Here is a 25,397-nt window from a genome sequence, read left to right as displayed (position 1 = left end):
AGTAATTCATCCAACATTCTCCCACCAGGAATCCCCTGGGGAGACACCCTGCGGATCCACACGCTGCCCCGGCATCGGCACGGCGACGGTGGTGCCTCCGGCTCGAGCGGCCGCCACCATCCGCCGCACCGGCTCGGACCACCCGTGGAAGGCGAGGTTGAATGTCGCCCAGTGGATGGGCACGAGCAGGCCGCGCCCGGGATCGCCGGCACACAGATCGGCGTGCGCCCGGACCGCCTCCTCCGGGTTCATGTGCACATCCGGCCAACGCTCGTCGTATGCGCCGATCGGCAGCAGCGTCAGATCGAACGGACCGAGCGCCGCGCCGGCCTCGGCAAAAGCCTTGGTGTATCCGGTGTCACCGCCGAAGTAGGCCCGTCGCGTCGATCCGACGATCGACCACGACGCCCACAACGTGGTGTTGCGGATCAGGCCGCGGCCCGAGAAGTGCCGTGCCTCGGTACAGGTCAGCACCAGATCGGCACCGTCTCTGCCACGCCCCAGCGCGGAGAGCGATAGAGAACCTCCCCAATCCAATTCCACGATCCGATCTTCTGGGACACCCCAGTGCCGCAGGTGCGCGCCGATACCGATCGGGACGAGGAACGGCGCGCTCTGGCGTAGCACCAGTTCCCGGACGGTCTCCTTGTCCAGGTGGTCGTAGTGATCGTGCGAGATGATCACCGCATCCACCGCGGGCAGTTCGGACAGCGGCTGCGGCACAGGGTGCATCCGCGCAGGTCCTACCATGGCCGACGGAGAAACCCGTTCGCTCCATACGGGATCGGTGAGAATCCGATAGCCGTCGACTTCGATCAGCGTGGTGGCGTGGCCGTACCAGGTGACAGCGAGGTCGGCCGCCTCGGGTGGCGCCTTCGGGGTCTGCAATGGGATCGGCCCTGGCGGCCTGCCCACGTTGCGCTTGGTCAGGGCTGAGACCAGCAGGGAGGGAGCCGAACCCGCGGCAAGCTGGCTGCTGGGCTCGGTGTTGTGGAACTGGCGGTCGCGGTAGCTCGTCGCACCCGCCGCGTACGGCTGGATCGCCGAGATCGAAGCGCCCATCGCAGAGGGGATGCCCCACACCGCCCGCACCACCCAGCTGATGCCGAGCGCACCCGCGGCCGCACCGGCGATACGTCGAGGGTTCATCATCGCCCCACAAACTTCGCCGCACGCTTTTCTTGTCGGGCCAAGCGTCCCTCCCTGGCGTCCTCGCTCGTCCACGCCGCCTCCAGCGCCGCGCGCTGCTGCGCGTTCTCCGGATCGCGGGTGCCGTCGTCGTTGAGCACCAGTTTCATGTGACGCAGCGACAGCGGCGCGAGCTCGGCGATCTCCTTCGCCCAGACCTGCGCCTCGGCGAGGGTGCCGATACGGTTGGCGAACCCGAAGGCGTAGGCGTCGGCGGCCGACACCGGTTCCGCGCCGAGCAAGACGGTCCTGGCCGGACCACCACCGATCAGCGAGACCAGCCTGCGCATAGTCCAGCGGTCCACCGTGATGCCCAACTTCGCGGCCGGGATCGCTATATAGGCATCGGGCGCGAGCACCCGCAGATCCGAGGCCAGCGCCAACTGGACACCCGCACCGAACGCGCCGCCGTTGATCGCCGAAATAACCGGGATCGGCGCCGATTCGATCGTGTGCAGCATCTCCTGCAAGCCGGAGAGGAATTCGTCGGAGCGCACGCCGGACAGATCGGCGCCCGCGCTGAAGATCGGGCCTCGCCCGGTCACCACGATGACCCGCGCCTGATCGGCGACGGCGGCAAGGACGGCTTCGCGCAGCAGCGTGACGAGCTCACTGTCGAGCGCGTTACGACGCTCCTCCCGTTGAAGTTCGATGGTGACCACGTCACCATCGCGGCTGACGCCGAGCATGCGACCTCCCCAACTGAACGGTCCTTCTGATTCTCTTCACTCTGCCACAGCCGACCGCCCATTCCGTGCTGGGCGATACGATCACCGGCTGTGCCGACAGACTTCGACATCCTGGTGATCGGCGCTGGTCAGGCGGGGCTGTCGGCCGGTTACCACCTCCAGCGTCTCGGGCTGCGTCCCGAACGGGAATTTCGGATCGTGGACCATGCACCAGGCCCCGGCGGCGCCTGGCAGTTCCGCTGGCCCTCGCTGACCCTGAACACGGTCAACAAGGTGCACGACTTGCCAGGCATGTCGTTCGCGGAAACATTGCCGCCTGGTTCGGACACCGCCCCCGCCGCGACCGCGGTTCCGCACTACTACGAGCTGTACGAGGAGCGGTTCGACCTGCGGGTACACCGGCAGGTGTCGGTCACGGTGGTCTGCGATCGCACCGAGGACGGTAGCCCGGCCCAGCGCGGTCCGCTGCTCAACGCGGAAACCGACGCGGCGGGCACCATCCGGGTGCGCGGCCTGATCAACTGCACCGGCACCTGGGAGCATCCGTTCGTCCCGCGCTATCCCGGCGCGGAGACCTTCGCCGGCCACCAGCTACACACCCGCGGCTACCGCACCGCCGAGGAGTTCGCGGGCAAACACGTCGTCGTGGTTGGCGGCGGTATCTCGGCGGTGCAACTGCTCGACGAGATCTCCCAGGTCACCACGACCACATGGGTGACGAGGACACCACCACACTTCCGCGATAGCGCGTTCACCGAGGAAGTCGGACGTGCCGCCGTGGCGATGGTCGAGGACCGGGTGCGGCACGGGCTGCCGCCCGGCTCGGTGGTTTCGGTGACCGGTCTGCGCCTCGACGAGCGGTTGCGGGCAGCGCGGATGCGGGGCGCCCTTACGCGGCTGCCGATGTTCGAGCGCATCGAGCCCGGCGGGGTGCGCTGGGCCGACGGCACCTTCCAGCGGGCGGACGTGATCCTCTGGGCCACTGGATTCCGCAGCGCACTCGATCATCTGGCGCCGCTGCGGCTGCGCGGGCACGGCGGCGGGATCACCATGTCCGGCCGGCTGGCCACACAAGTAGCCGCCGATCCTCGGATCCATCTGATCGGTTACGGGCCGTCGGCGAGCACCATCGGCGCCAATCGCGCGGGGCACGCGGCGGCGATCGAACTTGCCGACCACCTGGGGCTGCGCTGACCGGCCAGACCGGCGACCGGCTGGGTCAGTCCGACAAACCCATCGTGAAGGTGTCCGGGTCCGGACCGATCCGTTCGCCGCTGTCCAGCGACTTGATCGCGTCCATCTGCTCCGGGGCGAGTTCGAAGCCGAACACGTCGAAGTTCTCCGCGATCCGCGAAGGCGTGACCGACTTCGGGATGACGATGTTGCCCAGCTGCAGGTGCCAGCGGATGATCACCTGAGCCGGGGTGCGATCGACCGCGGCGGCAACGGAGACGATGGTGCTGTCATCGAGCAAGGTGCCTTGGCCGAGCGGGCTCCACGCCTCGGTGGCGATCGCGTTCGCCGCGTGGAACTCCCGCAACTCACGCTGGGCCAACCGGGGGTGCAGCTCGATCTGGTTCACCGCAGGGATCTCGCCGGTCTCGCCGATCACCCGCTGCAGGTTCGCGACCGTGAAGTTCGACACGCCGATCGACTTGACCCGCCCCTGCGACTTCAGCGCCTGAAAGGCGCGGAAAGTGTCGACGAACCGGCCGGCGGCGGCTACCGGCCAGTGGATGAGGTAGAGGTCGAGGTAGTCCAGGCCGAGCCGGTCGAGGCTCGCGTCGCAGGCGCGCAGCGTGGAGTCGTAGCCCTGCTCCGAGTTCCACAGCTTGGTCGTGACGTAGACCTCGTCACGCGGTACGCCGAACTCGCGGATCGCACGGCCGGTGCCCTCTTCGTTCCCGTAGATCGCGGCGGTGTCGATGCTGCGGTAGCCCGCCTCGAGCGCGGCGGTGACAGCCGGGAAGACCCCCTCGGCAGGCACCTGGAATACGCCGAAGCCGAGCTGCGGGATCACGTTCCCGTCGCTCAGCACGATCGAGGGAACGGCGCTGGTCTCGCTTTTGAAGGTCACATTTCGACGGTAGAAGTGCGGCGGCGAACCGTCAATCACGGCCTCGGGCGTGTTGGCTTACAGTTTGCTGGATGCACCCGACGTTCTTATGAGTACGTTCCGGGCCGACTCGCGTCCAAGACGCCCTGATCATCGCACTCCAGCCCCTTACGAGCACGTTCGCGGCGCCGCGGGCGCTGCAGAACGAACACCGTCGGTCAGTCCGCCACGCCGGGCAGGCCCAGCCTGCGGTAGCGCGCCCTCCGCGCGGCAAGCAACTCCGTTTCGGATCGGGCACGCAGGCCGGCGAGTTCGCCTGCGACCGCGGCCACCATCCGGCGCGCGAAGTCCACGGGCTCGTCGGCGGCATCCGGATACTCGGGCACGATTCGGTCGACCACACCGTCGGCGAGCAGATCGGCGGCACTGATCCGTTGGGCCGTAGCGAGCTCCGCCGCGTGGCCGGTATCGCGGTACACGATGGCGCTGGCGCCCTCCGGCGGCAGCGGAGCGAGCCACCCATGCGTGGCGGCCAGCACCCGGTCCGCGGGCAGCAGGGCCAGCGCGCCACCGCCGGTGCCCTGGCCGAGCAGTACCGAGATAGTCGGTGTGTCCAAGGCCACCAGGTCCGCGATACAGCGTGCGATTTCGGGTGCGAGGCCACGCTCCTCGGCCTCCTTCGACAGTGCCGCGCCCACCGTGTCGATGACCAGCACCAAGGGCAGCCGCAGCTCCCGGGCAAGCGCCATGCTGCGCCGCGCCTCGCGTAACGCCGCCGGCCCCATGGTGTTCTCGCCCTCCTGGCCACGTCGATCGTGGCCGAACACCACGCACGGCTGACCCCGAAATCGCCCGAGCGCGTGCGCAACCGTGCGATCCGACTCGCCTTGCCCGGTGCCGCTGAGCGGAACACGTTGCGTCACATGACGCAAAAGGTCACGGATGCCTGGACGTTCCGGGCGGCGCGAGATCAGGACCGACCGCCACGCCGAACCGTCCTCGGGCCCGTCGCCACAAGGATTTCGCTCCGGCACAACCTTTTTCGAATCGCGGTCTGGTCGCTTCGCCGCGTCGGACAACTGTAGCGCGGCGTCGCGTGCCGATTCTTGTCGAGACTCCGATGCGAGCGGGCCGCGATCATGTGTCGTGTCAGGTCGAGCAGCAGCGGAATCCGGTGGCTCGACGCCGCTGAACACGCTCAGAGCGCGATGGGCTATGCGGCGGAACACCGAGATCGGGAGGACGCCATCGATAACGCCGCGGCGGTAGAGGTTCTCCGCGGTCTGAACATCTTCCGGAAAGGGTCTGCCGTAGAGGGTTTGATAGACCCGGGGACCGAGAAACCCGATGAGGGCGCCCGGTTGGGCAAAGGTGATGTGCCCCAGCGAACCCCACGAGGCGAAGACACCACCCATAGTCGGGTTGCGCAAGTAAACCAGATACGGATACCCGGCGGACTTGTGTGCCGCGACCGCACCCGCGATCTTCACCATCTGCACGAAGGCGACGGTGCCCTCCTGCATCCGGGTGCCGCCCGAGGTCGGCGAGGCGACCAGGGGCACGCCGAGTTCGGTGGCACGCTCCACCGCAGCGACGATCCGCTCCGCCGCGGCAACCCCGATCGAACCCGCCAAGAACTCGAACTCGCAGGCAATCACGGCCACACGGCGACCACGCAGCAGCCCTTCGCCGGTGAGTACCGACTCATCGGTGCCCGCCGCTACCGCCGCATTCCGCAGCGCATCGCGATACCGCGGAGTCGCAGCCACCGTCACCGGCGGCCGGTCCCAACTGACGAACGATTCCGTGTCGAGCAGTTGCTCGAGCAGCTCCCGCGCCGAAATACGCATCGGCCGAGCCTATCCGGCAGAATCCGATGCGCCAGGGTGCCGCGCGAACACTCAGTAGCCCTGCATCACCTTGCGCAGCGCGTACTCGGTGAGTGTAACCAGCGCATGCTTGGCGGGCTCGCGACGCCGAGCATCGATGGAGAGAATCGGCACATCGGCGGGCACGGCCAGTGCCTGCCGAATGTCCTCGATCGGGTACCGCGGTGCGTCGTCGAATTCGTTGAGCGCCACCAGGAAGGGTAAGCCGCGCGCTTCGAAGTAGTCGACCGCCGCGAAGCTGTCCTCCAGCCTGCGAGTGTCTACCAGCACCACGGCGCCGATGGCGCCGCGGATCAGGTCATCCCACATGAACCAGAAGCGGTACTGGCCCGGCGTACCGAAGAGGTACAACACCAGATCGTCGGCGAGACTGATGCGGCCGAAGTCCATCGCCACCGTGGTGGTCGACTTCATCGGAATGCCGGTCAGGTTGTCGATACCGGCGCTGGCATTGGTCACCAATGCCTCGGTGCGCAGCGGAACGATCTCCGAGACAGCACCGACCAACGTGGTCTTGCCGACACCGAAGCCACCCGCGACCACGATCTTCGCCGAGGTCGGCTTGCTGGTACGGGTGTCGACCTGCGCCGTCGAATTAAATACGCCGGAGTCCACTGAGAACCCTTTCGATCAGCTCGCGACGTTCATCGTCGCTGGAATCGTCTTTCAAAGTTGCCGAAACGCGCACGTGCCCGGCCTCGATCAGGTCGGCCACGAGTACGCGGGCTACCCCGATGGGGATACCCAGTCTGGCTGCTACCTCGGCAACGGACGGCGATTCTCTGCACAACTCCACGATTGACGTCTCGATGTTGCTCAGTTCGAACTGCCGCTCCAGGGCGACCGGATGCGATGCGACAAGGGCCTCCAACGCCAACTCGACCGCGGGCCTGGTGCGGCCTGCGGTCAGCGAGTATGGCCGTACGAGGCTCGGCTCGACGCTCCTCATGCGGTGATCTTCTATGTCCATCCCACCATCAGGAACCCATCGTGACGCGTGGTGTGGCCTGAACCGACTGCCCCACACGTTCGACCAACAGAGCCATCTCGTAGCCGACCTGACCGATGTCACAGGACGTGTTCGTCAGCACCGCGAGATAGGAGCCATCGCCAACTGCCATGAGTAGCAAGTAGCCGTGCTCCATCTCGACGACGGACTGCAGCACGGTTCCGCCCTCGAACAGATTCGAGACGCCCACTGACAGACTGGCCAGGCCCGCCGTCACGGCCGAGAGCTGCTCGGCACGATCGACGGGCAGCTGGGCGCTCGCGGCCATGAGTAGGCCGTCAGCCGAGACCAGGACAGCATGGGCTACGCCAGGAACCTCGTTGGCAAAGTTCGAAACCAGCCAATCCAGCTGACGATTCGTACCACCTAGATCGGGGTTCATCGGTCTCCTTTATCTCCGGTTAGGTTCATTGCTCTCATTGCGCGGCCATCCCGGACGCCCTGCTGGTGACGACTCAAGCTGGACCTGATTGTTTCTGGATCGCGATGCGGCGCCCGGTCCACCGCACCACTTACGGCGCCCGGGACAAGCCTTCCGCCCGGATTGCGTTGCGGCAACCCGGCCGCCGTTTTCGTTTCGGACTGCGCCTCGCTCGCCCGACGAGCCGCCTGCCAGCCTTCGTCACCCGGGGAGTCGAACGACTCGGCCATCTGGGACCGGTCGCTGTTGGGATCCGAAAGCCATGCCGACATCATCTCAGCGAAGATCGGCGTACCCATCGACGGCCCCGACTCGGGCGCGGGTTGCAGCCTCGTCTGGAAGAAAGAGGCTGTCTTCGCCGGGTTGGACCGGTAGCTGTGCTTGCCAGGATCGCGCGCCTGCGAGACGGCGGGCTGCTCACTACTGGCACTCGCTGCGGGCTCGGTGCTGCGATCCCGTTGCGGCAGACCGACTCCCGGCGGCACGGGCTCGCGCCGCGGCACCTGGGCGCCCGGCTGCCGCTGCGGCAGGCCGGTCGGACCGGCATTGCGTTGCGGCAGGCTCGCCGCTGTGGACGAACGCTGCGGCAGACCACCGATGCCCGAATCACGCTGCGGCAGACCATCGCTGCCCGACTCGCGGCGGTGCAGACCGTTTGCGGCCGGATCCCGCTGAGGCAAACCGTTCACGGCCGGATCCCGCTGAGGCAAACCGTTCACGGCCGGATCCCGCTGAGGCAAACCGCTCGCGGCCGGATCTCGCTGAGGCAAACCGTTGGAGGCGGAATCCCGCTGGGGTAGACCGTTCACAGCCGGCAGCGCACCCGAACTCGGCTCCCGGCGGTGCAGACCGTCCGCCGGCGGATCCCGCTGAGGCAAACCGTTCACGGCCGGATCCCGCTGAGGCAAACCGTTCACGGCCGGATCCCGCTGAGGCAAACCGTTCACGGCCGGATCCCGCTGAGGCAAACCGTTCACGGCCGGCAGCGCACCCGAACTCGGGTCGCGCTGCGGCAATCCGGTGGGAGCGGAAGCACGTTGCGGTAGACCGTTTGCGGTTGCGTCGCGCTGCGGCAAACCGGACGCGGACTCACGCTGCGGCAAACCGGACGCGGACTCACGCTGCGGCAAACCAGACGCGGACTCACGCTGCGGCAAACCAGACGCAGACTCACGCTGCGGCAAACCACCCGACGCGGACTCACGCTGCGGCAAACCAGACGCAGACTCACGCTGCGGCAAACCAGACGCAGACTCACGCTGCGGTAGGCCGTTCGCGCTCGGCTGGCGCTGTGGGAGGCCGGTGCTGGGCTGCGGTACACCGTTGATGCCAGGGTGACGCAGCGGTAGTTCGCCCGAATTCGGCTGGCGCGGCGGCAGTCCAGTGCCAGTCGGCTCGGACGGACCATCCGGCCTGCGCGGCGGCGGACCGCCCGGTCCGAGGTTGCGTTTGGGCAGGTTGGCCGCGGCCAGCTTGCCGCGCTGCGGCATGCTCGAATTCTGGCCGGGCGTTCCCGGCGCGGGACGCAACGACGCACCCGACTGTTGAGCGTCCGAATGTGAACCGGACGACATCGACGAACCCGGCTGACGGCGCGGCAGACCGCCGGGGCCTGACGGGATCGGCCCGCTGGATGGTGCGCTGGGCGCGGGGTTGGCTGCCGGAATCGGCCCGCTCACCCGGGGATCGACTGTGACCATGACATTGCCCCCCGGGGTGCGCGTGATCGCCCGCGTCTGCATGGACGACTGCGCCGACGGCCGCTGCGGCGCGGAGAGCTGCGGTGCGGGTTGCGGGGCGACGGGCTGCCCCGCGATCGGCTTCTCCGCGACGATCAGACCGATCGGCACATGCACGGTGACGGTCACGCCGGGATCGCGGGCGGTATCGAAGGTGGGCCGCAGCCGCACCGAGAGGCCATGCCGCTCGGCGAGCCTGCCGACGACGAAAAGACCCATATGGCGGGCGGTGTCGGGGCCCGGCTCCGCGGTCTGCTCGAGCCGCCGGTTGATGTCGGCCATCTCCGCGGGCGGCATACCGATACCGCGGTCGGCGACCTCGATGAGCAACCCTTGGTCATGCGCCTGCGCGAAGGTGAACTTGACGTCGGTCTCCGGCGGCGACGCCCGCAGCGCGTTGTCCAGCAGCTCAGCAAAGAGATGCGCGAGGTCGGAGGCGGACGGCTCTTTCAGCGAACCGCGCGGCGTCGCGCCGAGTTTCACGCGCTCGTAGTCCTCGACCTCGGAGATCGCGGCACGCAGCACGTCGCCGATCTCGACCGGAGCCGACTTCGCGCGGCGTTGCCTGGTACCCGCGAGAATGAGCAGGTTGTCGCCGTTTCGACGCATACGCGCAGCGAGATGGTCCAGCCGGAACAAGTTCTCCAGCAGGCGCGGGTCCTTCTCGTCGTACTCCATTGCCTCGATGAGGGTGAGCTGGTGGTCGACGAGCGACTTCGACCGCCGAGCCAAGGTCTCGAACATGTCATTGACCTGCGAACGCATCTTCGCCTGATCGCTCGCCAGCCGCAGCGCCTGACCATGGATGTCGTCGACAGCGCGGGCCAGCTGACCGATCTCCTCGGTGCTGCGCACCGGCATCGGCTCCAGCGGAACCTCCTCCGGCGAGGCACCGTTGCGCAGCTCGGCGACCTCCTGCGGCAAGTCGCTCTCGGCCACGCGCAGCGCGGCGAGACGCAGCCGGTGCAGCGGGACGATCATCGAGCGGGCGACGAAGACCGCGAGCAGGAGCGCGGCAAGGATGGTCACGATCACGACCGCGGTGTAGGTCCACGCGCCGCCCTGGGCTGTGGACACCAGCTCGTTCATCGCGGAATCGATGTCCTTGGTCGCCTTGCCGACGACGTGCTCGTAAACCGCGAGACTGTCCTGGAGCGACTTCTTCAGGTCACCGACCGGGAGCTGGCCCGCCTGAGCCTGCGGGCTGGTCAGCAGCGCGATCCTGGTGTCGATGCCGGCACGCAGATCGGCGATCGAGGTGTCGCCGTCGGAGAAGCGGTGCGCGAGCACGTTGAGCAGTGCGCGCTCGGTGTTGGACGCGACCAGGAAGCTCTGCACGCCGGACTGCTGATTGCGCAGCACCTCGGAGAAGGCCGCGACTTCGCTGACCAGGGTGGCACGGGTGTTGAGCGAGTCGACCAGCCGCAGTTTGGCCGCGTCCACGGCGGTGTCGCTGACTTGGCTGACCGTGGCCTCGACGGTGCGCACGCTGTCGTTGACGACGCGATCCATCAGCGCGACAGAGTCCGAAGGCGGACCGGTGATAGGCAATTTACCCTGGGCACGGACGCCCTTGGCCTGAGTGAGCATGCTGTCGATGGCCGCGCGTGCGCCGGGCACGCTGTCGAGCCGGCTGATCGCGTTCTCGGCGTTGGCGATCGCCTTGTCCAGATCCGCCAGGTTCTGATCAGTAGCTATGGATTGGTTGCCCAGCGAGACCATCTGGGAGCTCGCAGTGGTCGCGGTCTGCGCGCTGAGCGCGGTGACCGCCGGGATGGCGGCGACGCTCTCAGCGATGTCGGCGAGCCGGTTCGACTCCGCGAACTGAGCCGAAATTCTGGACACGCCGAGCCCGACCGCGACCGCGAGTGGAACAGCGAGGACCGCTGTTACCTTCCAGCGCAGGTCCCAGTTGCCGAGCGCCCAGCGCTTATTGCCGGACCTAGCGGCGTCACGCATCTCCCACTCACTTTCCAAACTGGCCTCTACCACGCACCATCAACCGAACCTCCACAATCGCGTGCTTGGCTCGACAGGTGGAGCTGGCCGAGAGCTGCGGCTGGCCGAGAAATTGCGTCTACGACGGCCCAAAATAAGTGACATCAGATTCTAACGGATCAATAACTTCTTGGGCGACTTGGCGTGATGTTGCGATCATTGACCTGCCAGTTCCAGGCAAAACCTAAGGTCGCGGCACCCAACCGGGCGTCGCGTGAAGTCTGCCACAATCAACCGGATCTATCGAGGCGGGCATCGAGGCGAGGCTAGGGAGTCACGGGGTTGAACGTGCGGCACGAGTACCGACCGGCCTACCAGACCAGCTTGGTCGATCCCGCTGAGTTCTGGGCCGCTGCGGCCGCGGCGATCGATTGGGACGTGCCGCCGACGCAGATCGTCGACACCAACGCTCGTCCGGCAGCCAGGTGGTTCCCCGACGCTCGCCTCAACACCTCCTTCAACGCGCTCGACCGGCATGTGTACGGAGGCACCCCCGAGGACAGAAGCCGCGCGCATCAGCCCGCTTTGATATACGACTCCGCTATGACCGACACCAGAGTCGTTATCACCTATGCCGAGCTGCTCGAGCAGGTGTCCAGGTTCGCGGGAGCGATGGCCGGGCTCGGCGTCTCGGCGGGCGATCGTGTGGTGATCTACCTACCGATGATCCCCGAGGCGGTCGTCGCGATGCTGGCTTGTGCACGGATCGGCGCGGTGCACTCGGTGGTGTTCGGCGGCTTCGCCGCGCCGGAGCTGGCGGCACGTATCGATGACGCCGAACCTGTGTTGATCGTCACAGCGTCGGGCGGCCTCGAGCCGGGCAAGAAGATCGAATACCCGCCGATCGTATTACAGGCTTTGGATCTTGCCGAGACCACCGCGCCGCGCACGGTGATCGTCAAACAGCGGCCACAGTTCCAGACCATCCCCTTCCCTCCGCCGCAGCCCGCCACCGGGTTCCTACCGAGCTCCACCCAGACCGTCGCGGCGCGATGGCTCGATTGGGACGACGCTGTCCGCGATGCGCCACTCGCCGATCCGGTCTCGGTCGCCGCGACCGATCCGCTGTACATCCTCTACACCTCCGGCACGACCGGGAAACCCAAGGGCGTGGTCAGGGACAACGGCGGGCACGCGGTCGCCCTCGCCTGGTCCATGCGCAACATCTACGACGTCGACGCGGGTCAGGTGATGTGGGCGGCATCCGATGTCGGCTGGGTGGTCGGCCACTCCTACATCGTCTACGCGCCGCTGCTGGTCGGCGCAACCACGCTGCTATACGAAGGAAAGCCGATCGGCACCCCCGATGCGGGGGCCTACTGGCGGGTGATCGCCGAGCACAAGGTCGACGTGCTGTTCACGGCGCCGACCGCGCTACGCGCGATCCGCAAGGCCGATCCCGGCGCCGAGCTGGCGCGCGAGTACGACCTGTCCTCGCTGCGCGCGCTGTTCTGCGCAGGCGAACGGCTGGACCCGGCCACCTATGCCTGGGCCGACGAGATCCTGCTCGCGGGCCGCTCCGACTGCCCCGTGGTCGACCACTGGTGGCAGACCGAGACCGGTTGGCCGATCTGCGCGAACCCGCGCGGCCTACAGCAGCTCCCGATCAAGGCGGGGTCGGCGTCGGTGCCGGTGCCCGGCTATCGACTACGTGTGCTCGATTCATCCGGCAATGCGGTGGCTCCGAACACCGAGGGCAATATCGTCATCGGACTGCCGCTGCCGCCCGGCACCCTCACCGGACTCTGGCACGACGACGCCCGCTACGAACGGTCCTACCTCTCCGCCTACCCCGGTCATTACCTCACCGGCGACTCCGGCTATTTCGATGAGGACGGCTACCTCTTCGTCCTCGGCCGCAGCGACGACGTCATCAACATGGCCGGGCACCGGCTCTCGGCGGGCAGCATCGAGGCCGCGATCGCCGGTCACGACGCAGTCGCCGAATGCGCCGTGATCGGTCTGCCCGACGAACTCAAGGGCCACCGCCCCCTGGCCTACGTGGTGCTGAAGTCCGGCGTCGAGATCGATCCTGCACAGCTGCGCGACGAACTGATCCAGCGGGTACGCGACCAGATCGGCGCGATCGCCACCCTGCACGACGCGGTCGTCGTGACCGCGCTGCCCAAGACCAGATCAGGCAAGATTTTACGCAAGACCATCCGGCAGATCATCTCCGGCGAGACGTTCGAGGTGCCATCCACGATCGACGATCCCGCGGCGCTGGTGTCGCTGGCGGAGCAGATCCGCGCGGCACGGCCGATGCAGGAGGAGCCGGTGCCGGACACCATCGAGAATCCCGACGATGTGGTGGCGCCCGACGTGAACTCGGTCGCGCGGTCCTGAAGTCGCGCTCCGGCAACGCTTCTCAGAGTTTCCTCAGAGAGCGTTCACCCGCGCGCCAGCTGCCCGTAATAGCCTCGAGACAGAACCCCCGATGATCTGGAGGCACATCCATGAAGCTTTCCGTAGGCCGTCCCGCCGTCACCGCACTCGCCGCAGGCGGATTCGCCACGGTTGCGTTGTTCCTCAGTCCCGCGATCGCGGCCGCCGATCCGATGGAGCTGGCCGCACCACTGCTGGATTCCACCTGTTCCTTCGCCCAAGTCGACGCCGCGCTGCACGCGAAGGCACCGCAGCTGGCGGCGATGCTCGATGCCAACCCGACGCAGAAGGCCGAGCTGCAGCGCAAGTTCGATCAGCCGGTCGAGCAGCGGCGGGCGGAGTTGCGGCGGACCATCGACGCGAACCCGGAGGCCGCACGTGACGCGGAGAATGATCCGCGGACCGCGCAGTTGCGCGACACCTTCCGTGTCGTGGCCGAATCCTGCCACAGCTATTGAGCTGTTCCGCCTCGCTCCCCCGCTTCTCCGGGTCTTTAGGCCGTACTAGTCGGGTGACGCGGGATTTTCGTTCAGGTCCTACGTTCGGTGCCACTCGAGTTCCGGGCGTACTCGGTGAGTTACCCATGTTCTTACGAAATCAGTAGTTACGTGGCGTGCCGTACCAGTCGAGCAGCGGGATTCTGTTCAGGTCCTGCGTCTGGAGCGACCAGCGGTGTGGCCTTCCTGCATGTGCCGACGAAATCAGCAGGTCACCTAACCGATACCTTCTCCAAGTGGCGGCACAATGGATGACGTGACAACTTCGATCCCGACCGTCCTCGTCGTCGACGACGACGAGGACGTGCTCGCGTCGGTCGAACGCGGACTGCGGCTGTCCGGTTTCCACGTGCTGATGGCCAGGGATGGCGCGCAGGCCCTGCGCAGCGTGAACGAACACGCGCCGGACGCCGTCGTGCTGGACATGAACATGCCCGTGCTCGACGGCGCGGGCGTGGTCACCGCACTGCGCGCGATGGGCAATGAGGTGCCGATCTGTGTGCTCAGTGCCCGCGCGTCGGTGGATGACCGCATCTCCGGGCTGGAGTCCGGCGCCGACGACTATCTGATCAAACCGTTCGTGTTGGCGGAGCTGGTGGCGCGAATCCGGGCGCTGCTGCGCAGGCGGTCGGACACTCCTGCTCCGGCAACCCCTGGCGCGATCACCATCGGTGCGCTCGAGGTGGACGTCGCCGGCTACCGCGCATTGCTGCACGGTCACGAGATCGAGCTCACCAAAAGAGAATTCGAGCTGCTGGCCACGCTGGCCAGGAACGTCGGCGTGGTGCTGAGCCGCGAACGGCTGCTGGAACTGGTGTGGGGTTACGACTTCGCGGCCGACACCAATGTGATCGACGTCTTCGTCGGGTACCTGCGCCGCAAACTGGAGGTGGACGGCACACCCCGACTGCTGCACACGATCCGCGGTGTCGGGTTCGTCCTTCGAGCGTCGAAATGACCGAGCCCGCGCTTCACCCGGCTCGAGAGGCGGCACCGGGCACGTTCGCCGCGCCGCCGAAAAACCATCGACGGCGTTCGTTTTCGCTGCGCACCAGGGTAGCGGGTGCCGCGGCGGCAGGCGCGATCGTCATTGTGACGCTGATCAGCCTGCTCAGCATCCGCGCCATCGAGCGCAACAACGTGCAGCAGTCCGACCAACAGCTCGCCATCGCGGCGCGCATCGTGCTGATCGAGCCGGTCATCGCGGTCAACTTCATCAGCGTGACCGGGCTGAACAACGACATGGCCGTCACTGTCCGCGACAAAGGCGCGATCACGGCGAGCACCACTACCGAATTGCCCGCGCTGCCTACCGGTTCGCGCACCACCACAGTGGGCGGCACCCCGTACCGAATCCTGACCACGACGGAGATTCAGCCTGCGGGACGAGTGGTTTCGCTCGGCATACCCGCCGCGGGCGCGGCCGAGGCTACCTCCGAGCAGCAGCGCTGGGTCCTCGGCGGCGCCCTGCTGGCCATCGCCGCCGCAGCGGCGCTCGGCTGGCTGCTTGCGGGCGCAGCGGTACGCCCGATCGTCCGGCTCACCCGGCAGGTCGGCGCACGCAGCGCGTTCCCCGACCCGCGCAATCCCCAGGCACCCGTGGAAGGCTCGGGCGTGCGCGAGGCAGAGAAGCTGGCCGACGCGGTGAACACGATGCTGCAGCGCGTGGACCAGGCGCAGGCGGAGACTGCGGCCGCGCTGGAGACCGCGCGTGACTTCGCCGCCGTGTCGGCACACGAACTGCGCACCCCGCTCACCGCGATGCGCACCGACCTCGAGGTGCTGCGCACCCTCGATCTGGACGAGGCACAGCGCGCGGAGATCCTCGGTGACCTGCAACATAGCCAGGGCCGAGTAGAGACGACGCTCACAGCACTGGAGCGGCTGGCGACCGGCGACCTGACCAACGAGCACGACCACGTCGCCACCGATGTGGGGGACCTGTGCGACCAAGCAGCGCATGACGCCATGCGGCACTTCTCCGGCCTCACAGTGCACATCGACTCCGACGCCGAGCTGGTGACCCGCGGGCTGCCCGCCGGGCTACGCCTTGCCGTGGACAACGCCCTGGCGAACTCGGTGAAGCACGGCGGGGCCACCGAAGCCCTCGTCTCCGCGCACCGTGCGGCCAACAGCCACATCGTCATCACCATCGACGACAACGGGCGTGGCATCCCACCCGAGGAGCGCGAAGCCGTCTTCAACCGCTTCTTCCGCGGCAGCCAGGCAAGCAAAGGCGGCTCCGGACTCGGCCTCGCCCTGGTCGCGCAACAGGCCCAATTACACGGCGGCCGCGCCTATTTCGACGACGGCACCCTCGGCGGCGTCCGCCTGGTCCTCGTACTCCCTGACCGTGTTTGATTGACAGCCGATCCCGCCGGCCGCCCAACGCGGCGACCACATCGGCCTCATCCCCACTTCAGAGCGAAGCGAGACCGAGCATTGCTCGTTCGCGGCCCGGCTCGCATCCGCTCGGATACGAGCCATCAAGGGGCCGCGGACACGCAGCGCCACAGGCGCTGCCAAGAATTACTGAGCGTTCAGCAGGTCGATCACGAAGACGAGCGTCTTGCCGGACAGGCGGTGGCCTGCACCGGCCGGTCCGTAGGCAAGCTCCGGCGGGATGGTCAGCTGACGACGGCCGCCGACCTTCATGCCCGGGATGCCGTCCTGCCAGCCCTGGATCAGGCCGCGCAGCGGGAAGGTGATGGACTCGCCTCTGTTCCACGAGGAGTCGAACTCCTCGCCGGATTCGAATTCGACGCCGACGTAGTGCACCTCGACGGTGCCGCCGGGCACGGCTTCCTTGCCCTCGCCTTCGATGATGTCCTTGATCACCAGCTCGGTGGGCGCGGGCCCCTCCTGGAACTCGATCTCCGGTTTGGTCATTCAGCTATCCCCTTCGATAGGTGGGTGGGTGGGTGGGAACTCGTCAACGGCTGGCGATCTCGCCGTAGTCGCGGGCGCCGTAGCCGGTGTAGATCTGCCGCGGACGGCCGATCTTCAGAGGCTCGCTGTGCATTTCGCGCCAGTGCGCGATCCAGCCGGGGAGCCGGCCCATCGCGAAAAGCACGGTGAACATACGGGTCGGGAAGCCCATCGCCTTGTAGATGACGCCGGTGTAGAAGTCGACGTTCGGGTACAGACGCCGCTCGATGAAGTAGTCGTCGGTCAGCGCGGCCTCTTCCAGGGCCTGGGCGATATCGAACAGCTCGTCGGCGCCGCCCAGCTTGCTCAGGATGGCGTCGGCGTGCTTTTTGGCGATCGAGGCGCGCGGGTCGTAGTTGCGGTAGACGCGGTGCCCGAAGCCCATGAGCTTCACGCCGTCTTCCTTGTTCTTGACCTTGCGGATGAACTCCTTGACATCGCTGCCGTTGGCCTTGATGCCGTCGAGCATCTCCAGCACAGCCTGGTTCGCGCCGCCGTGCAGCGGGCCCCACAGCGCGTTGATGCCGCCGGACACCGAGGTGAACAAGTTGGCGTCGGACGAGCCGACCAGGCGGACGGTCGAGGTGGAGCAGTTCTGCTCGTGGTCGGCGTGCAGGATGAGCAGCATGTCCAGGGCTGCGGCGATCTCGGGGTCGACCTCATAAGGCTCGGCGGGGAAGCCGAAGGTCATCCGCAGGAAGTTCTCCACCAGGCTCAGCGAGTTGTCCGGGTACAGGAACGGCTGGCCGACCGACTTCTTGTACGAGTAGGCGGCGATGGTGGGTAGCTTGGCTAGTAGTCGGATGGTGGATAGCTCGACCTGCTCGGGGTCGCGCGGGTCCAGCGAGTCCTGGTAGTAGGCCGACAGCGCGTTCACCGCGGACGACAGCACGGGCATAGGGTGCGCGTTGCGCGGAAAGCCGTCGAAGAAGCGCTTGAGGTCCTCGTGCAGCAGCGTGTGCCGACGGATCCGGTCGGTAAAGTCCTCGAGCTGGGCCTGCGTGGGCAGCTCGCCGTAGATCAGCAGGTAGCTGACCTCGATGAAGGTCGAGGACGCCGCAAGCTGGTCGATGGGGTAGCCGCGGTAGCGCAGGATCCCCGCCTCGCCGTCGATGTAGGTGATGGCCGACTTCGTGGGTGCCGTGTTCATGAAGCCCGGGTCGTACGTCACATACCCGGTGCTGGCCAGCAGCTTTCCCAGCTCGATTCCGTCGTTGCCTTCGGCGGCCTTGGTGACCGTCATCGGGAATTCCCCGCCGGGATAGGAAAGGACCGGCTTGGCGTCGTCGTCGACGTTGATGATGTTCTCAGCGGGCACGGAAGGATCCCTCTCAGGCTAGAACCACAGGCACCGGCGCGGTCGGCACACGATGCGCTTGCCCCAACGCTAGCTGTTCACCGACACGGACAAATACGGAGGGTAGTCCTGCGGCGCCTCACGAACACGTCCTGGAGCGGTGAGGTTTCGCAGGTGCGTCCGGTCGTCGTCGTCCAGCGTCGCGGTGCTGGTCATGCTGGTATTTCGGCATGGAAGCGGCCGACACGGTAACGCGTGAACGCGGGGAAGGCGACGGCCGCGACGAGCACGCCGACCACCACGAGCACACCTCCTCCGGCCGCGGCTACAGCAGTACCCACGCTTGCTGCCGCGAAACCGTGGGCAACATCACCGATGCGCGGCCCGCCCGCCACGACAACGATGAACACTCCTTGCAGCCGCCCACGCAGATCATCGGTGGCGACCGTCTGCAACATGGTGACCCGAAGCGCGGCCGAGACCATGTCCACCGCACCACCGAAGGCCGAGCACGCCAGCGCGATCCACAACCCGACGCGGAGGCCGAGACCATGTCCGGCGTATCCGACGGCCATGCCGAACCCGACCATGGCCAGGCCCCACAGCACGATGCAGACGATCACGGCGAGACCCTGGCGGCGGATGCGCGGAATCCAGCCGGAGAACACTCCGCCGAGCACCGCGCCTACCGACATGGAGGCGAACAGCAACCCGAGGGCGACGCCGCCGGTGGCCGGGTCACCGAAGGTCTCGTGCGCGATCTGCGGAAACAGCGCACGAGGCATGCCGAAGACCATGGCGATCACATCCACCGCGAACGACGCGAGGAGCACCCGCTGGGTCGCCAAATAGCCGAAACCGGCCAGCACCGCCCGGAATCCGGCCTTGCGCACCGACCCGGTGGGCGGCAGCGCGGGCAGCCGCCAGACCGCCCAGAGTGTGGCGAGCAGCGCTACGGCGTCGATCAGGTAGAGCGTAGCCAGCCCGACCAGCGGGATCAGCGCGCCCGCCAGCACCGGTCCCGCGATCGCGCCGAACTGCATGACCGTCATGCTCAGTGAATTCGCGGCGGCCAGTTGGTCTTCCGGCAGCAGGCGTGGGATTGTCGCGCTGCGCGTGGGCTGGTTCACCGCGAAGAAAGCCTGCTGCACCGCGAACAGGCCGAGCACCACCCACACGTTGTCCACCCCGGTGGCCGCCTGGATCCAGAAGGCCAGGGCGGTGAGGCCGGTGCCGGCGTTGGTGATCAGCATCAGCGTGCGCCGGTCCAGCACGTCGGCGAGCGCGCCGCCCCAAAGGCCGAACACGATCAGCGGTGCGAGGCCGAACAATCCGGCCAGGCCGACATAGCCGGAACTACCGGTGATCTGGAAGATCTGCTGCGGCACCGCGACGACAGACAGCTGCGCGCCGATCGTGGTGACGACTCCCGAGGCCCACAGACGTCGAAAATCCGGATGGCGCAGCGGGGTGGTGTCTGCGAGCAGTTTCACCGGCCGCAGCGTAGCGAGTCGGCCCGGCCCGGCTCGACCCGACAATGTTCACGCGCCGAGCGGGGATGCGTCAGGGCTGCAATCGCTCGATTGTCATCGTCTCGTCCGTGATGCGCACCTGGATCCGGTTGTGCAGTCGGCCGCGCCGCCCCTGCCAGAACTCGACCTCGTCGGGTCGTAGCAAGAAACCGCCCCAGTGCGGTGGCACCGGGATCTCGTCGATGTCGGCAAATCGCGCGGTCGCCTCGGCGAGCGTTCGGTCCAGCTCGGCCCGGGAACCGATCGGCTTGGACTGCTGCGAGGCCCACGCGCCCAGCTGCGAGTCCCTCGGCCGAGATTGCCAGTAGACCGCCGTCGTCTCCGCCGGCACCCGCTCGACCGCCCCGCGCAGGTGCACCTGCCTGCCCAGCGCGGGCCACACGAAGGTGACCGCGGCGAACGGGACGGCGGCCAGTTGGGTGCCCTTGGCCGAGTCGTAGTTGGTGTAGAAAGTCACGCCTTCGGGCGAAAGCCCTTTGCACAGCACCGTCCGCGCAACCGGTCGTGGTGTACCGCCGACCAGCGACACCGTGGCGAGCACCATGGCATTGGGCTCGGCGATACCGACCGCGGTGGCCTGTTCGATCCAGTGGCGCAGAAGCGGCTCCCAGCCCCCGGCCAGCCAGTTCTCGTCCAGGTCGACGTCCTCGCCGCTGCCGTAGGGCACACCGCCGTACTCGGTGCGCATGGCGGCGAGATCGGCGCTCGGCAGGAAGTCGGCCGTTTCCTGGCCGCGGGGTGAATTGTCCAGGTCACGCATGGGCCAGACGTTACTCCGGGGTAGCAGCGAGCTAAGGTTTTGGTTATCGGCATGTACTCGTCAAGTCCGACAACTTCCCATCGGCGAGAACATATGACCCGAAGTGCAAGGAGAGTCGCAACATGACCACCAGCCCCGCGGTTTCCGGTGGACAGGCCACCGTACCCAGCGATTTCGTCAGCGGCCTGGAGGGCGTGGTGGCGTTCACCACCGACATCGCCGAACCGGACAAGGACGGTGGTGCGCTGCGCTACCGCGGTGTGGATATCGAGGACTTGGTCGAAGGCCGAGTGACCTTCGGAGACGTGTGGGCGCTGCTGGTCGACGGATCGTTCGGCCGAGGCCTGCCGCCCGCCGAGCCTTTCCCACTGCCGGTGCACACCGGCGATGTGCGCGTGGACGTGCAAGCCGGCCTGGCCATGCTCGCCCCGATCTGGGGCTACCAGCCGCTGCTGGACATCGACGACGAGACCGCGCGGGAGGACCTGGCGCGCGCCTCGGTGATGGCGCTCTCGTACGTGGCGCAGTCCGCGCGCGGTATCTACCAGCCCGCGGTCCCACAGAAGACGATCGATGAGTGCACCACGGTCACCGAGCGCTTCATGACCCGCTGGAAGGGTGACCCGGACCCGCGCCACACCGAGGCCATCGACGCCTACTGGGTGTCCGCCGCCGAGCACGGGATGAACGCCTCCACTTTCACCGCCCGCGTGATCGCTTCCACCGGCGCCGACGTGGCCGCCGCGCTGTCCGGCGCGATCGGCGCCATGTCCGGCCCGCTGCACGGCGGCGCGCCCGCACGCGTCCTGCCGATGATCGAAGAGGTCGAGAAGAGCGGCGACGCACGCGCCCTGGTCAAGGACATCCTGGACCGCAAGGAGAAGCTGATGGGCTTCGGTCACCGGGTCTACCGCGCCCAGGACCCGCGCGCCGGTGTGCTCCGGGCTACCGCGAAGCGCCTCGCCGCTCCGCGTTACGAGGTCGCCGCCGCACTGGAGCAGGCCGCGCTCGCCGAGCTGCGCGAGCGGCGTCCGGACCGCGCCATCGAGACCAACGTCGAGTTCTGGGCCGCCGTGATCCTGGACTTCGCCGAGGTGCCCGCGCACATGATGCCCGCCATGTTCACCTGTGGCCGCACCGCTGGCTGGTGCGCGCACATCCTGGAGCAGAAGCAGCTGGGCAAGCTGGTCCGCCCCGCCGCCATCTACACCGGGCCGGGTCCGCGCAAGCCCGAGGAGGTCTCGGGCTGGGCCTCGGTCTCGCACACGTAGGCGATTTCCGTACAGCATGATCGCGCGCCGGAGACGTGTTCCGCCGCCCACGTTCGGCTCAGGCCACCGACAGGCACTTGGCACTGACCTTCGACTCGTGCGGCAGGCCGGGCAACAACGACATCGACGAATCGCTGGTGGGTTTTCTTATCGCTCAGCGGATTCCGGCGACGCTGTTCTCCAACAAGCGGTGGATCGACGCGAACCCGGCGCGGGCAGCGCAGCTGGCGTTGAATCCAGTGTTCGAGCTGGCCGATAACGGCGTCGCGCACAAACCGCTCTGGGTGACCGGTCGCGTCGCCTACGGCATCGCGGACACCGGCTCGGTATGGGAGGCGGCCGACCAAGTGGGCCGATCACGACCAGCTGACCACGCTGGTTCGTCCACTTGTAGACAGTGGCCCGAGTACTCGAGATCATTCGTCGCCGAGTGAGGCGACCCAGTCGACGGCGACGGATTCGCCTCGGTCCACTGTGAAGAAGGCGACCTCCAGGTGCTGACCGAGGTCGACGAGACCGAGGGAGCCGAGCGGCACCGGCTGCACGAGCCGGACCCGCCACGGCTTCGGCTCGTCCCAGGCACGCAGTTCCAGGTCGAGGCGCAGCACCGGGTCGTCACGGCCGGTGTAGTCGGCGGCGACCGGCGCGGCGGCAAGCACCGTGGCATCGGCGCGGCGGCCGTCGGCGAGGATCTTCGCGATACTGGCCCGCCCCGACACCTCGATGGCGGGCACATACAGCAGCAAGCGGGCGCGGTCGTTGGGGTCCACCCGGCAGCACACCACGTCGCCCGGCTGCATCCATTCCAGGTCCGCCTCCGTCGCGTGCTGCCGCACCCTGGTCTCGTAGGGAAATTCCCCGTCCAGCTCTACCCGAACCCAGAACACGTGCCCTGGTTCGGTGCGCCGCGGCCGCACGCCGAGGATCGTCGCCGAACCCGTCCTACCGCGAATCAGCAACTCACGCCTCACCGCGTCCGAGACCGTCGCGAAGCGTAGTCCGAAACTCCACGCCGCCCGCCCACGCAGTCGCCACCCCGAGTTAGCCGACACCATGCTCATGGACACTTAGGTTAGCTGGAGTGTGGTCAGCGACACAGCAATACCACCGTCTACCCTGTACCGCATGACCACTGCGTTCCCGACCATTCCCGACGACATCAAGCCCGCCGACGGACGGTTCGGTTGTGGCCCCTCCAAAGTGCGTCCGGAGCAGTTGCAGTCCCTGGTGAAGGTCGGCGCCTCGGTGTTCGGAACCTCGCATCGGCAGAAGCCGGTGAAGGACGTGGTGGCGCGGGTGCGCTCGGGTCTGCGCGAACTGTTCGGCCTGCCCGACGGCTATGAGGTGGTGCTCGGCAACGGCGGCACCACCGCGTTCTGGGACGCCGCGGCGTTCGGCCTGATCCGGGAGCGCTCGTTGCACCTGACCAATGGCGAGTTCAGCTCGAAGTTCGCCGCGGTGGCCAAGGGCAACCCGTTCATCGGCGACCCGATCGTAGTCTCGGCCGATCCGGGTAGTGCGCCGGAGCCGGTGTCGGACCCGTCGGTGGACCTGATCGGCTGGGCGCACAACGAGACCTCCACCGGTGTCTCGATCCCGGTGCAGCGGCCCGCGGGTTCGGAGAACGCGCTGATCGCCATCGACGCCACCTCCGGCGCGGGTGGCCTCCCAGTGACCATCACCGACGCCGACGTCTACTACTTCGCACCGCAGAAGTGCTTCGCCTCCGACGGCGGCCTGTGGGTCGCGCTGATGAGCCCGGCCGCGCTGACCAGGGTGCAGGAGATCAAGGCATCGGGCCGCTGGACACCGGAGTTCCTCTCGCTGCCGATCGCGATCGACAACAGCACCAAGGATCAGACCTACAACACCCCGGCGCTGGGCACCCTGCTGCTGTTCGCCGACCAGATCGAGTGGCTCAACGCCAACGGCGGTCTGGACTGGGCGGTCAAGCGGACGCTGGACTCCTCGTCGCGGTTGTACTCCTGGGCCGAGTCGAGCGAGTACGCCACTCCGTACGTCACCGACCCGGCGCACCGTTCGCAGGTGGTAGGCACCATCGACTTCGCCGACTCGGTCGACGCGGCCGCCGTGGCGAAGGTGCTGCGCGCCAACGGCATCGTGGACACCGAGCCCTACCGTAAGCTGGGGCGCAACCAGCTGCGCGTCGGCATGTTCCCGGCAATCGATCCCGAGGACGTCAGCCAGCTGACCCGTTCCATCGACTGGGTCGTCCAGAATCTCGACTGACGGCGCGACACGCCCGGATTAGACACGCCGCGAAGTAAGGCGCGGAACGTCGAACAGAGCAGATTAGCGGGGTGCGGGAGCCTCTTCGGAGATTTCCGTGCCGCGTGTCCTGCCCCATGAATCTCAGATCTGCACTACTGTTTCGGAAAGTGGGCGGTGTCGCGAGTCGACGCGATAAGGAGGTAACGGTGCGTGAACTTCGAGTGATCGGGGTGACGCCCGACGCCACGCACATCGTGTGTATCGACACCGAGTCCGGTCAGAAGTTCCGGCTTCCCGCCGATGACAAACTACGAGCCGCTGCGCGCGGAGACCTTGCCCGATTCGGCCAGATTGAGATCGAAATGGAAGCAACTATGCGTCCCCGCGATATCCAGGCCCGTATCCGCGCCGGCGCCTCTGTAGAACAAGTCACCGAAGAATCCGGAATGCCGGCCAGCCGCGTCGACCGGTTCGCTTATCCGGTCCTCCTCGAACGGGCTCGTGCCGCCGAACTCGCACAGAAGGCGCATCCGGTCCGCCCCGACGGCCCCGCCGTGGAAACGCTCATCGATGTGGTCACCGCCGCGTTCACCGAGCGCGGTCACAACATCGAGGGCGCCGCGTGGGACGCCTGGAAGGACGAGAAGGGCTACTGGGTCGCCCAATTGCAATGGCAGAACGGGCGTTCCGAGATCGCCGCGCACTGGCGTTACCAGCCGGACGCGCACGGCGGTTCGGTCTCCCCGCTCGATGACCCGGCCTCCGACCTGATCGATCCGGATTTCGGTCGTGCCCTCCGTGGACTGGCGACGATCCTGCCGGCCGAGCCGGAGCCGCCTGCGCCACAGCCTGAGCCGGTCGCCCCGCCCCGCCCCGCCCCGGCCACGCCGCCCGCGCGCGCCAGCCGGCAGCAGGGCCAGTCCAGCTTGGACGAGTACTTCGAACAGCGCGCGGTCGCCGCTGGTGGCAGCGGCGCCGCGGTCACGGCGGGCACCAGCGCACCACCGGCCGCGTCGAGCACCGGGACCCCCACCGCCGGTAGTGCGGCATCCACCAACGGCGCTGCGGCCGCGACGACCTCCGACGCCACCGCGGACACGGCTCCGCCCGTTCCCACCGCGTCGACGGCTCCCGCCGTGGAGGAGCCCGCGAAGCCTGCCGCCAAGGCCCCCCCGAAGCCGAGCCGCAGCAAGCGCGGCAAGGCCCCCATGCCGTCCTGGGAGGACGTGCTGCTCGGGGTTCGTAGCTCGGGTAACTGAGTTCGTCTGCCGCTCTGCTGTTTCGGGCGGGCAACCTGATGAGAAAGCCCAGCACTGCCGCGCCCTGGCGTCGAATTCGGCGCCCGGCCGCCGTTGATGTTTGCCTGCAACGCCGTCGAAGTTGCTGAATCCGTAATCGGACAGGAGTTCCGGTGCTCGCTGACGTGTTCGTGAGCGGAAGGTCCCCGAAGACGGGCACTCGGCAGGTAGATTTTAGGTGTGGTCGGCGTCGTACGTCGGCGTCGAG

General features: G+C 67.4%; 23 protein-coding genes. 9 read left to right on the top strand and 14 right to left on the bottom strand.

What is annotated here, in order from left to right; translation table 11 throughout:
* Window positions 1–6: 6 nt before the first annotated feature.
* Both AB0H00_RS09215 and AB0H00_RS09210 read right to left on the bottom strand, forming a co-directional pair.
* Window positions 7–1,149 carry an MBL fold metallo-hydrolase gene (locus tag AB0H00_RS09215; protein ID WP_357263487.1) on the bottom strand — a complete coding sequence of 381 codons (1,143 nt, stop codon included), beginning with the start codon at window positions 1,147–1,149 and terminating at the stop codon, window positions 7–9.
* The gene (locus AB0H00_RS09210) at window positions 1,149–1,877 is read right to left on the bottom strand and encodes an enoyl-CoA hydratase (RefSeq protein ID WP_357263269.1); all 729 of its coding nucleotides are present in this window, start codon (window positions 1,875–1,877) and stop codon (window positions 1,149–1,151) included. Before AB0H00_RS09210 ends, AB0H00_RS09215 begins: the two co-directional genes overlap by 1 nt.
* 90 nt (window positions 1,878–1,967) lie before the next feature.
* Between AB0H00_RS09210 and AB0H00_RS09205 the strand changes: the two genes are divergently transcribed.
* Window positions 1,968–3,071, top strand: coding sequence for an NAD(P)-binding domain-containing protein (locus AB0H00_RS09205; protein WP_357263266.1), 1,104 nt, complete (start codon window positions 1,968–1,970; stop codon window positions 3,069–3,071).
* A 25-nt stretch (window positions 3,072–3,096) separates the two neighbouring features.
* Here the strand turns inward: AB0H00_RS09205 and AB0H00_RS09200 are convergent, their stop codons facing one another.
* From AB0H00_RS09200 to AB0H00_RS09175, 6 genes are all read right to left on the bottom strand, one after another.
* Window positions 3,097–3,954, bottom strand: a complete 858-nt coding sequence (locus AB0H00_RS09200) for an aldo/keto reductase (RefSeq protein ID WP_357263263.1) — start codon at window positions 3,952–3,954, stop codon at window positions 3,097–3,099.
* 197 nt (window positions 3,955–4,151) lie between these two features.
* Window positions 4,152–5,783: a carboxyl transferase domain-containing protein gene (locus AB0H00_RS09195; protein WP_357263260.1), complete on the bottom strand. Its 1,632-nt coding sequence runs from the start codon at window positions 5,781–5,783 to the stop codon at window positions 4,152–4,154.
* A gap of 51 nt (window positions 5,784–5,834) precedes the next feature.
* Window positions 5,835–6,437: an ATP/GTP-binding protein gene (locus tag AB0H00_RS09190; RefSeq protein WP_327112337.1), complete on the bottom strand. Its 603-nt coding sequence runs from the start codon at window positions 6,435–6,437 to the stop codon at window positions 5,835–5,837.
* Window positions 6,418–6,792 carry a DUF742 domain-containing protein gene (locus AB0H00_RS09185; RefSeq protein ID WP_327112335.1) on the bottom strand — a complete coding sequence of 125 codons (375 nt, stop codon included), beginning with the start codon at window positions 6,790–6,792 and terminating at the stop codon, window positions 6,418–6,420. The genes AB0H00_RS09190 and AB0H00_RS09185 overlap by 20 nt, the downstream gene beginning before the upstream one ends.
* Window positions 6,793–6,799: 7 nt before the next feature.
* Complete coding sequence (locus tag AB0H00_RS09180; protein ID WP_327112333.1) at window positions 6,800–7,213, bottom strand: roadblock/LC7 domain-containing protein; 414 nt, start codon at window positions 7,211–7,213, stop codon at window positions 6,800–6,802.
* Window positions 7,210–10,950, bottom strand: coding sequence for an ATP-binding protein (locus tag AB0H00_RS09175; protein WP_357263255.1), 3,741 nt, complete (start codon window positions 10,948–10,950; stop codon window positions 7,210–7,212). Before AB0H00_RS09175 ends, AB0H00_RS09180 begins: the two co-directional genes overlap by 4 nt.
* A gap of 321 nt (window positions 10,951–11,271) precedes the next feature.
* Here AB0H00_RS09175 and AB0H00_RS09170 point away from each other — a divergent pair, with 321 nt between their 5' ends.
* From AB0H00_RS09170 to AB0H00_RS09155, 4 genes are all read left to right on the top strand, one after another.
* On the top strand, window positions 11,272–13,335 hold the full coding sequence (locus AB0H00_RS09170) for an AMP-binding protein (RefSeq protein WP_357263252.1): 2,064 nt from the start codon (window positions 11,272–11,274) through the stop codon (window positions 13,333–13,335).
* Window positions 13,336–13,445: 110 nt separating this feature from the next.
* On the top strand, window positions 13,446–13,832 hold the full coding sequence (locus AB0H00_RS09165; protein WP_357263249.1) for a hemophore-related protein: 387 nt from the start codon (window positions 13,446–13,448) through the stop codon (window positions 13,830–13,832).
* A 286-nt stretch (window positions 13,833–14,118) separates the two neighbouring features.
* Window positions 14,119–14,829: a response regulator transcription factor gene (locus AB0H00_RS09160; protein WP_357263247.1), complete on the top strand. Its 711-nt coding sequence runs from the start codon at window positions 14,119–14,121 to the stop codon at window positions 14,827–14,829.
* Window positions 14,826–16,232 (top strand): HAMP domain-containing sensor histidine kinase, encoded by a 1,407-nt coding sequence (locus AB0H00_RS09155; RefSeq protein ID WP_357263244.1) that lies wholly within the window; start codon window positions 14,826–14,828, stop codon window positions 16,230–16,232. The genes AB0H00_RS09160 and AB0H00_RS09155 overlap by 4 nt, the downstream gene beginning before the upstream one ends.
* Window positions 16,233–16,400: 168 nt before the next feature.
* Here AB0H00_RS09155 and AB0H00_RS09150 read toward each other — a convergent pair whose 3' ends face one another.
* The 5 genes from AB0H00_RS09150 to pdxH all read right to left on the bottom strand — a co-directional run bounded on the left by AB0H00_RS09150 (window position 16,401) and on the right by pdxH (window position 20,316).
* Window positions 16,401–16,760 carry an FKBP-type peptidyl-prolyl cis-trans isomerase gene (locus AB0H00_RS09150; RefSeq protein WP_357263241.1) on the bottom strand — a complete coding sequence of 120 codons (360 nt, stop codon included), beginning with the start codon at window positions 16,758–16,760 and terminating at the stop codon, window positions 16,401–16,403.
* A gap of 43 nt (window positions 16,761–16,803) precedes the next feature.
* Window positions 16,804–18,117, bottom strand: a complete 1,314-nt coding sequence (locus AB0H00_RS09145; RefSeq protein ID WP_357263238.1) for a citrate synthase — start codon at window positions 18,115–18,117, stop codon at window positions 16,804–16,806.
* A gap of 69 nt (window positions 18,118–18,186) precedes the next feature.
* Window positions 18,187–18,312, bottom strand: coding sequence for a hypothetical protein (locus tag AB0H00_RS09140; protein WP_357263235.1), 126 nt, complete (start codon window positions 18,310–18,312; stop codon window positions 18,187–18,189).
* A complete protein-coding gene (locus tag AB0H00_RS09135) occupies window positions 18,309–19,589 on the bottom strand; it encodes an MFS transporter (RefSeq protein WP_357263232.1) in 1,281 nt (426 codons plus the stop codon). The genes AB0H00_RS09140 and AB0H00_RS09135 overlap by 4 nt, the downstream gene beginning before the upstream one ends.
* A 70-nt stretch (window positions 19,590–19,659) precedes the next feature.
* Window positions 19,660–20,316 carry a pyridoxamine 5'-phosphate oxidase gene (pdxH, locus tag AB0H00_RS09130; RefSeq protein WP_357263484.1) on the bottom strand — a complete coding sequence of 219 codons (657 nt, stop codon included), beginning with the start codon at window positions 20,314–20,316 and terminating at the stop codon, window positions 19,660–19,662.
* A 194-nt stretch (window positions 20,317–20,510) separates the two neighbouring features.
* On the opposite strand from pdxH, the gene AB0H00_RS09125 reads away from it, so the two are divergent.
* Together AB0H00_RS09125 and AB0H00_RS09120 are read left to right on the top strand one after the other, a co-directional pair.
* Complete coding sequence (locus AB0H00_RS09125; RefSeq protein WP_357263229.1) at window positions 20,511–21,659, top strand: citrate synthase 2; 1,149 nt, start codon at window positions 20,511–20,513, stop codon at window positions 21,657–21,659.
* Between the two features lie 35 nt (window positions 21,660–21,694).
* Window positions 21,695–22,093, top strand: a complete 399-nt coding sequence (locus tag AB0H00_RS09120) for a polysaccharide deacetylase family protein (protein WP_357263226.1) — start codon at window positions 21,695–21,697, stop codon at window positions 22,091–22,093.
* Here the strand turns inward: AB0H00_RS09120 and AB0H00_RS09115 are convergent.
* Complete coding sequence (locus AB0H00_RS09115; protein WP_357263223.1) at window positions 22,076–22,720, bottom strand: hypothetical protein; 645 nt, start codon at window positions 22,718–22,720, stop codon at window positions 22,076–22,078. The two genes, AB0H00_RS09120 and AB0H00_RS09115, sit on opposite strands and share 18 nt — an antisense overlap.
* Before the next feature lie 64 nt (window positions 22,721–22,784).
* Between AB0H00_RS09115 and serC the strand changes: the two genes are divergently transcribed.
* Window positions 22,785–23,909, top strand: coding sequence for a phosphoserine transaminase (gene serC / locus AB0H00_RS09110; RefSeq protein WP_357263220.1), 1,125 nt, complete (start codon window positions 22,785–22,787; stop codon window positions 23,907–23,909).
* A 188-nt stretch (window positions 23,910–24,097) separates the two neighbouring features.
* Window positions 24,098–25,150 carry a septation protein SepH gene (sepH, locus tag AB0H00_RS09105; RefSeq protein WP_357263217.1) on the top strand — a complete coding sequence of 351 codons (1,053 nt, stop codon included), beginning with the start codon at window positions 24,098–24,100 and terminating at the stop codon, window positions 25,148–25,150.
* The last annotated feature ends 247 nt before the right edge of the window (window positions 25,151–25,397 follow it).

It is taken from the genome of Nocardia sp. NPDC023852 (genome assembly GCF_040639505.1).
GTDB lineage: Bacteria > Actinomycetota > Actinomycetes > Mycobacteriales > Mycobacteriaceae > Nocardia.
The sequence above is the reverse complement of the archived record's forward strand: the minus strand, read 5'-3'. Positions and strand labels throughout refer to the sequence as shown.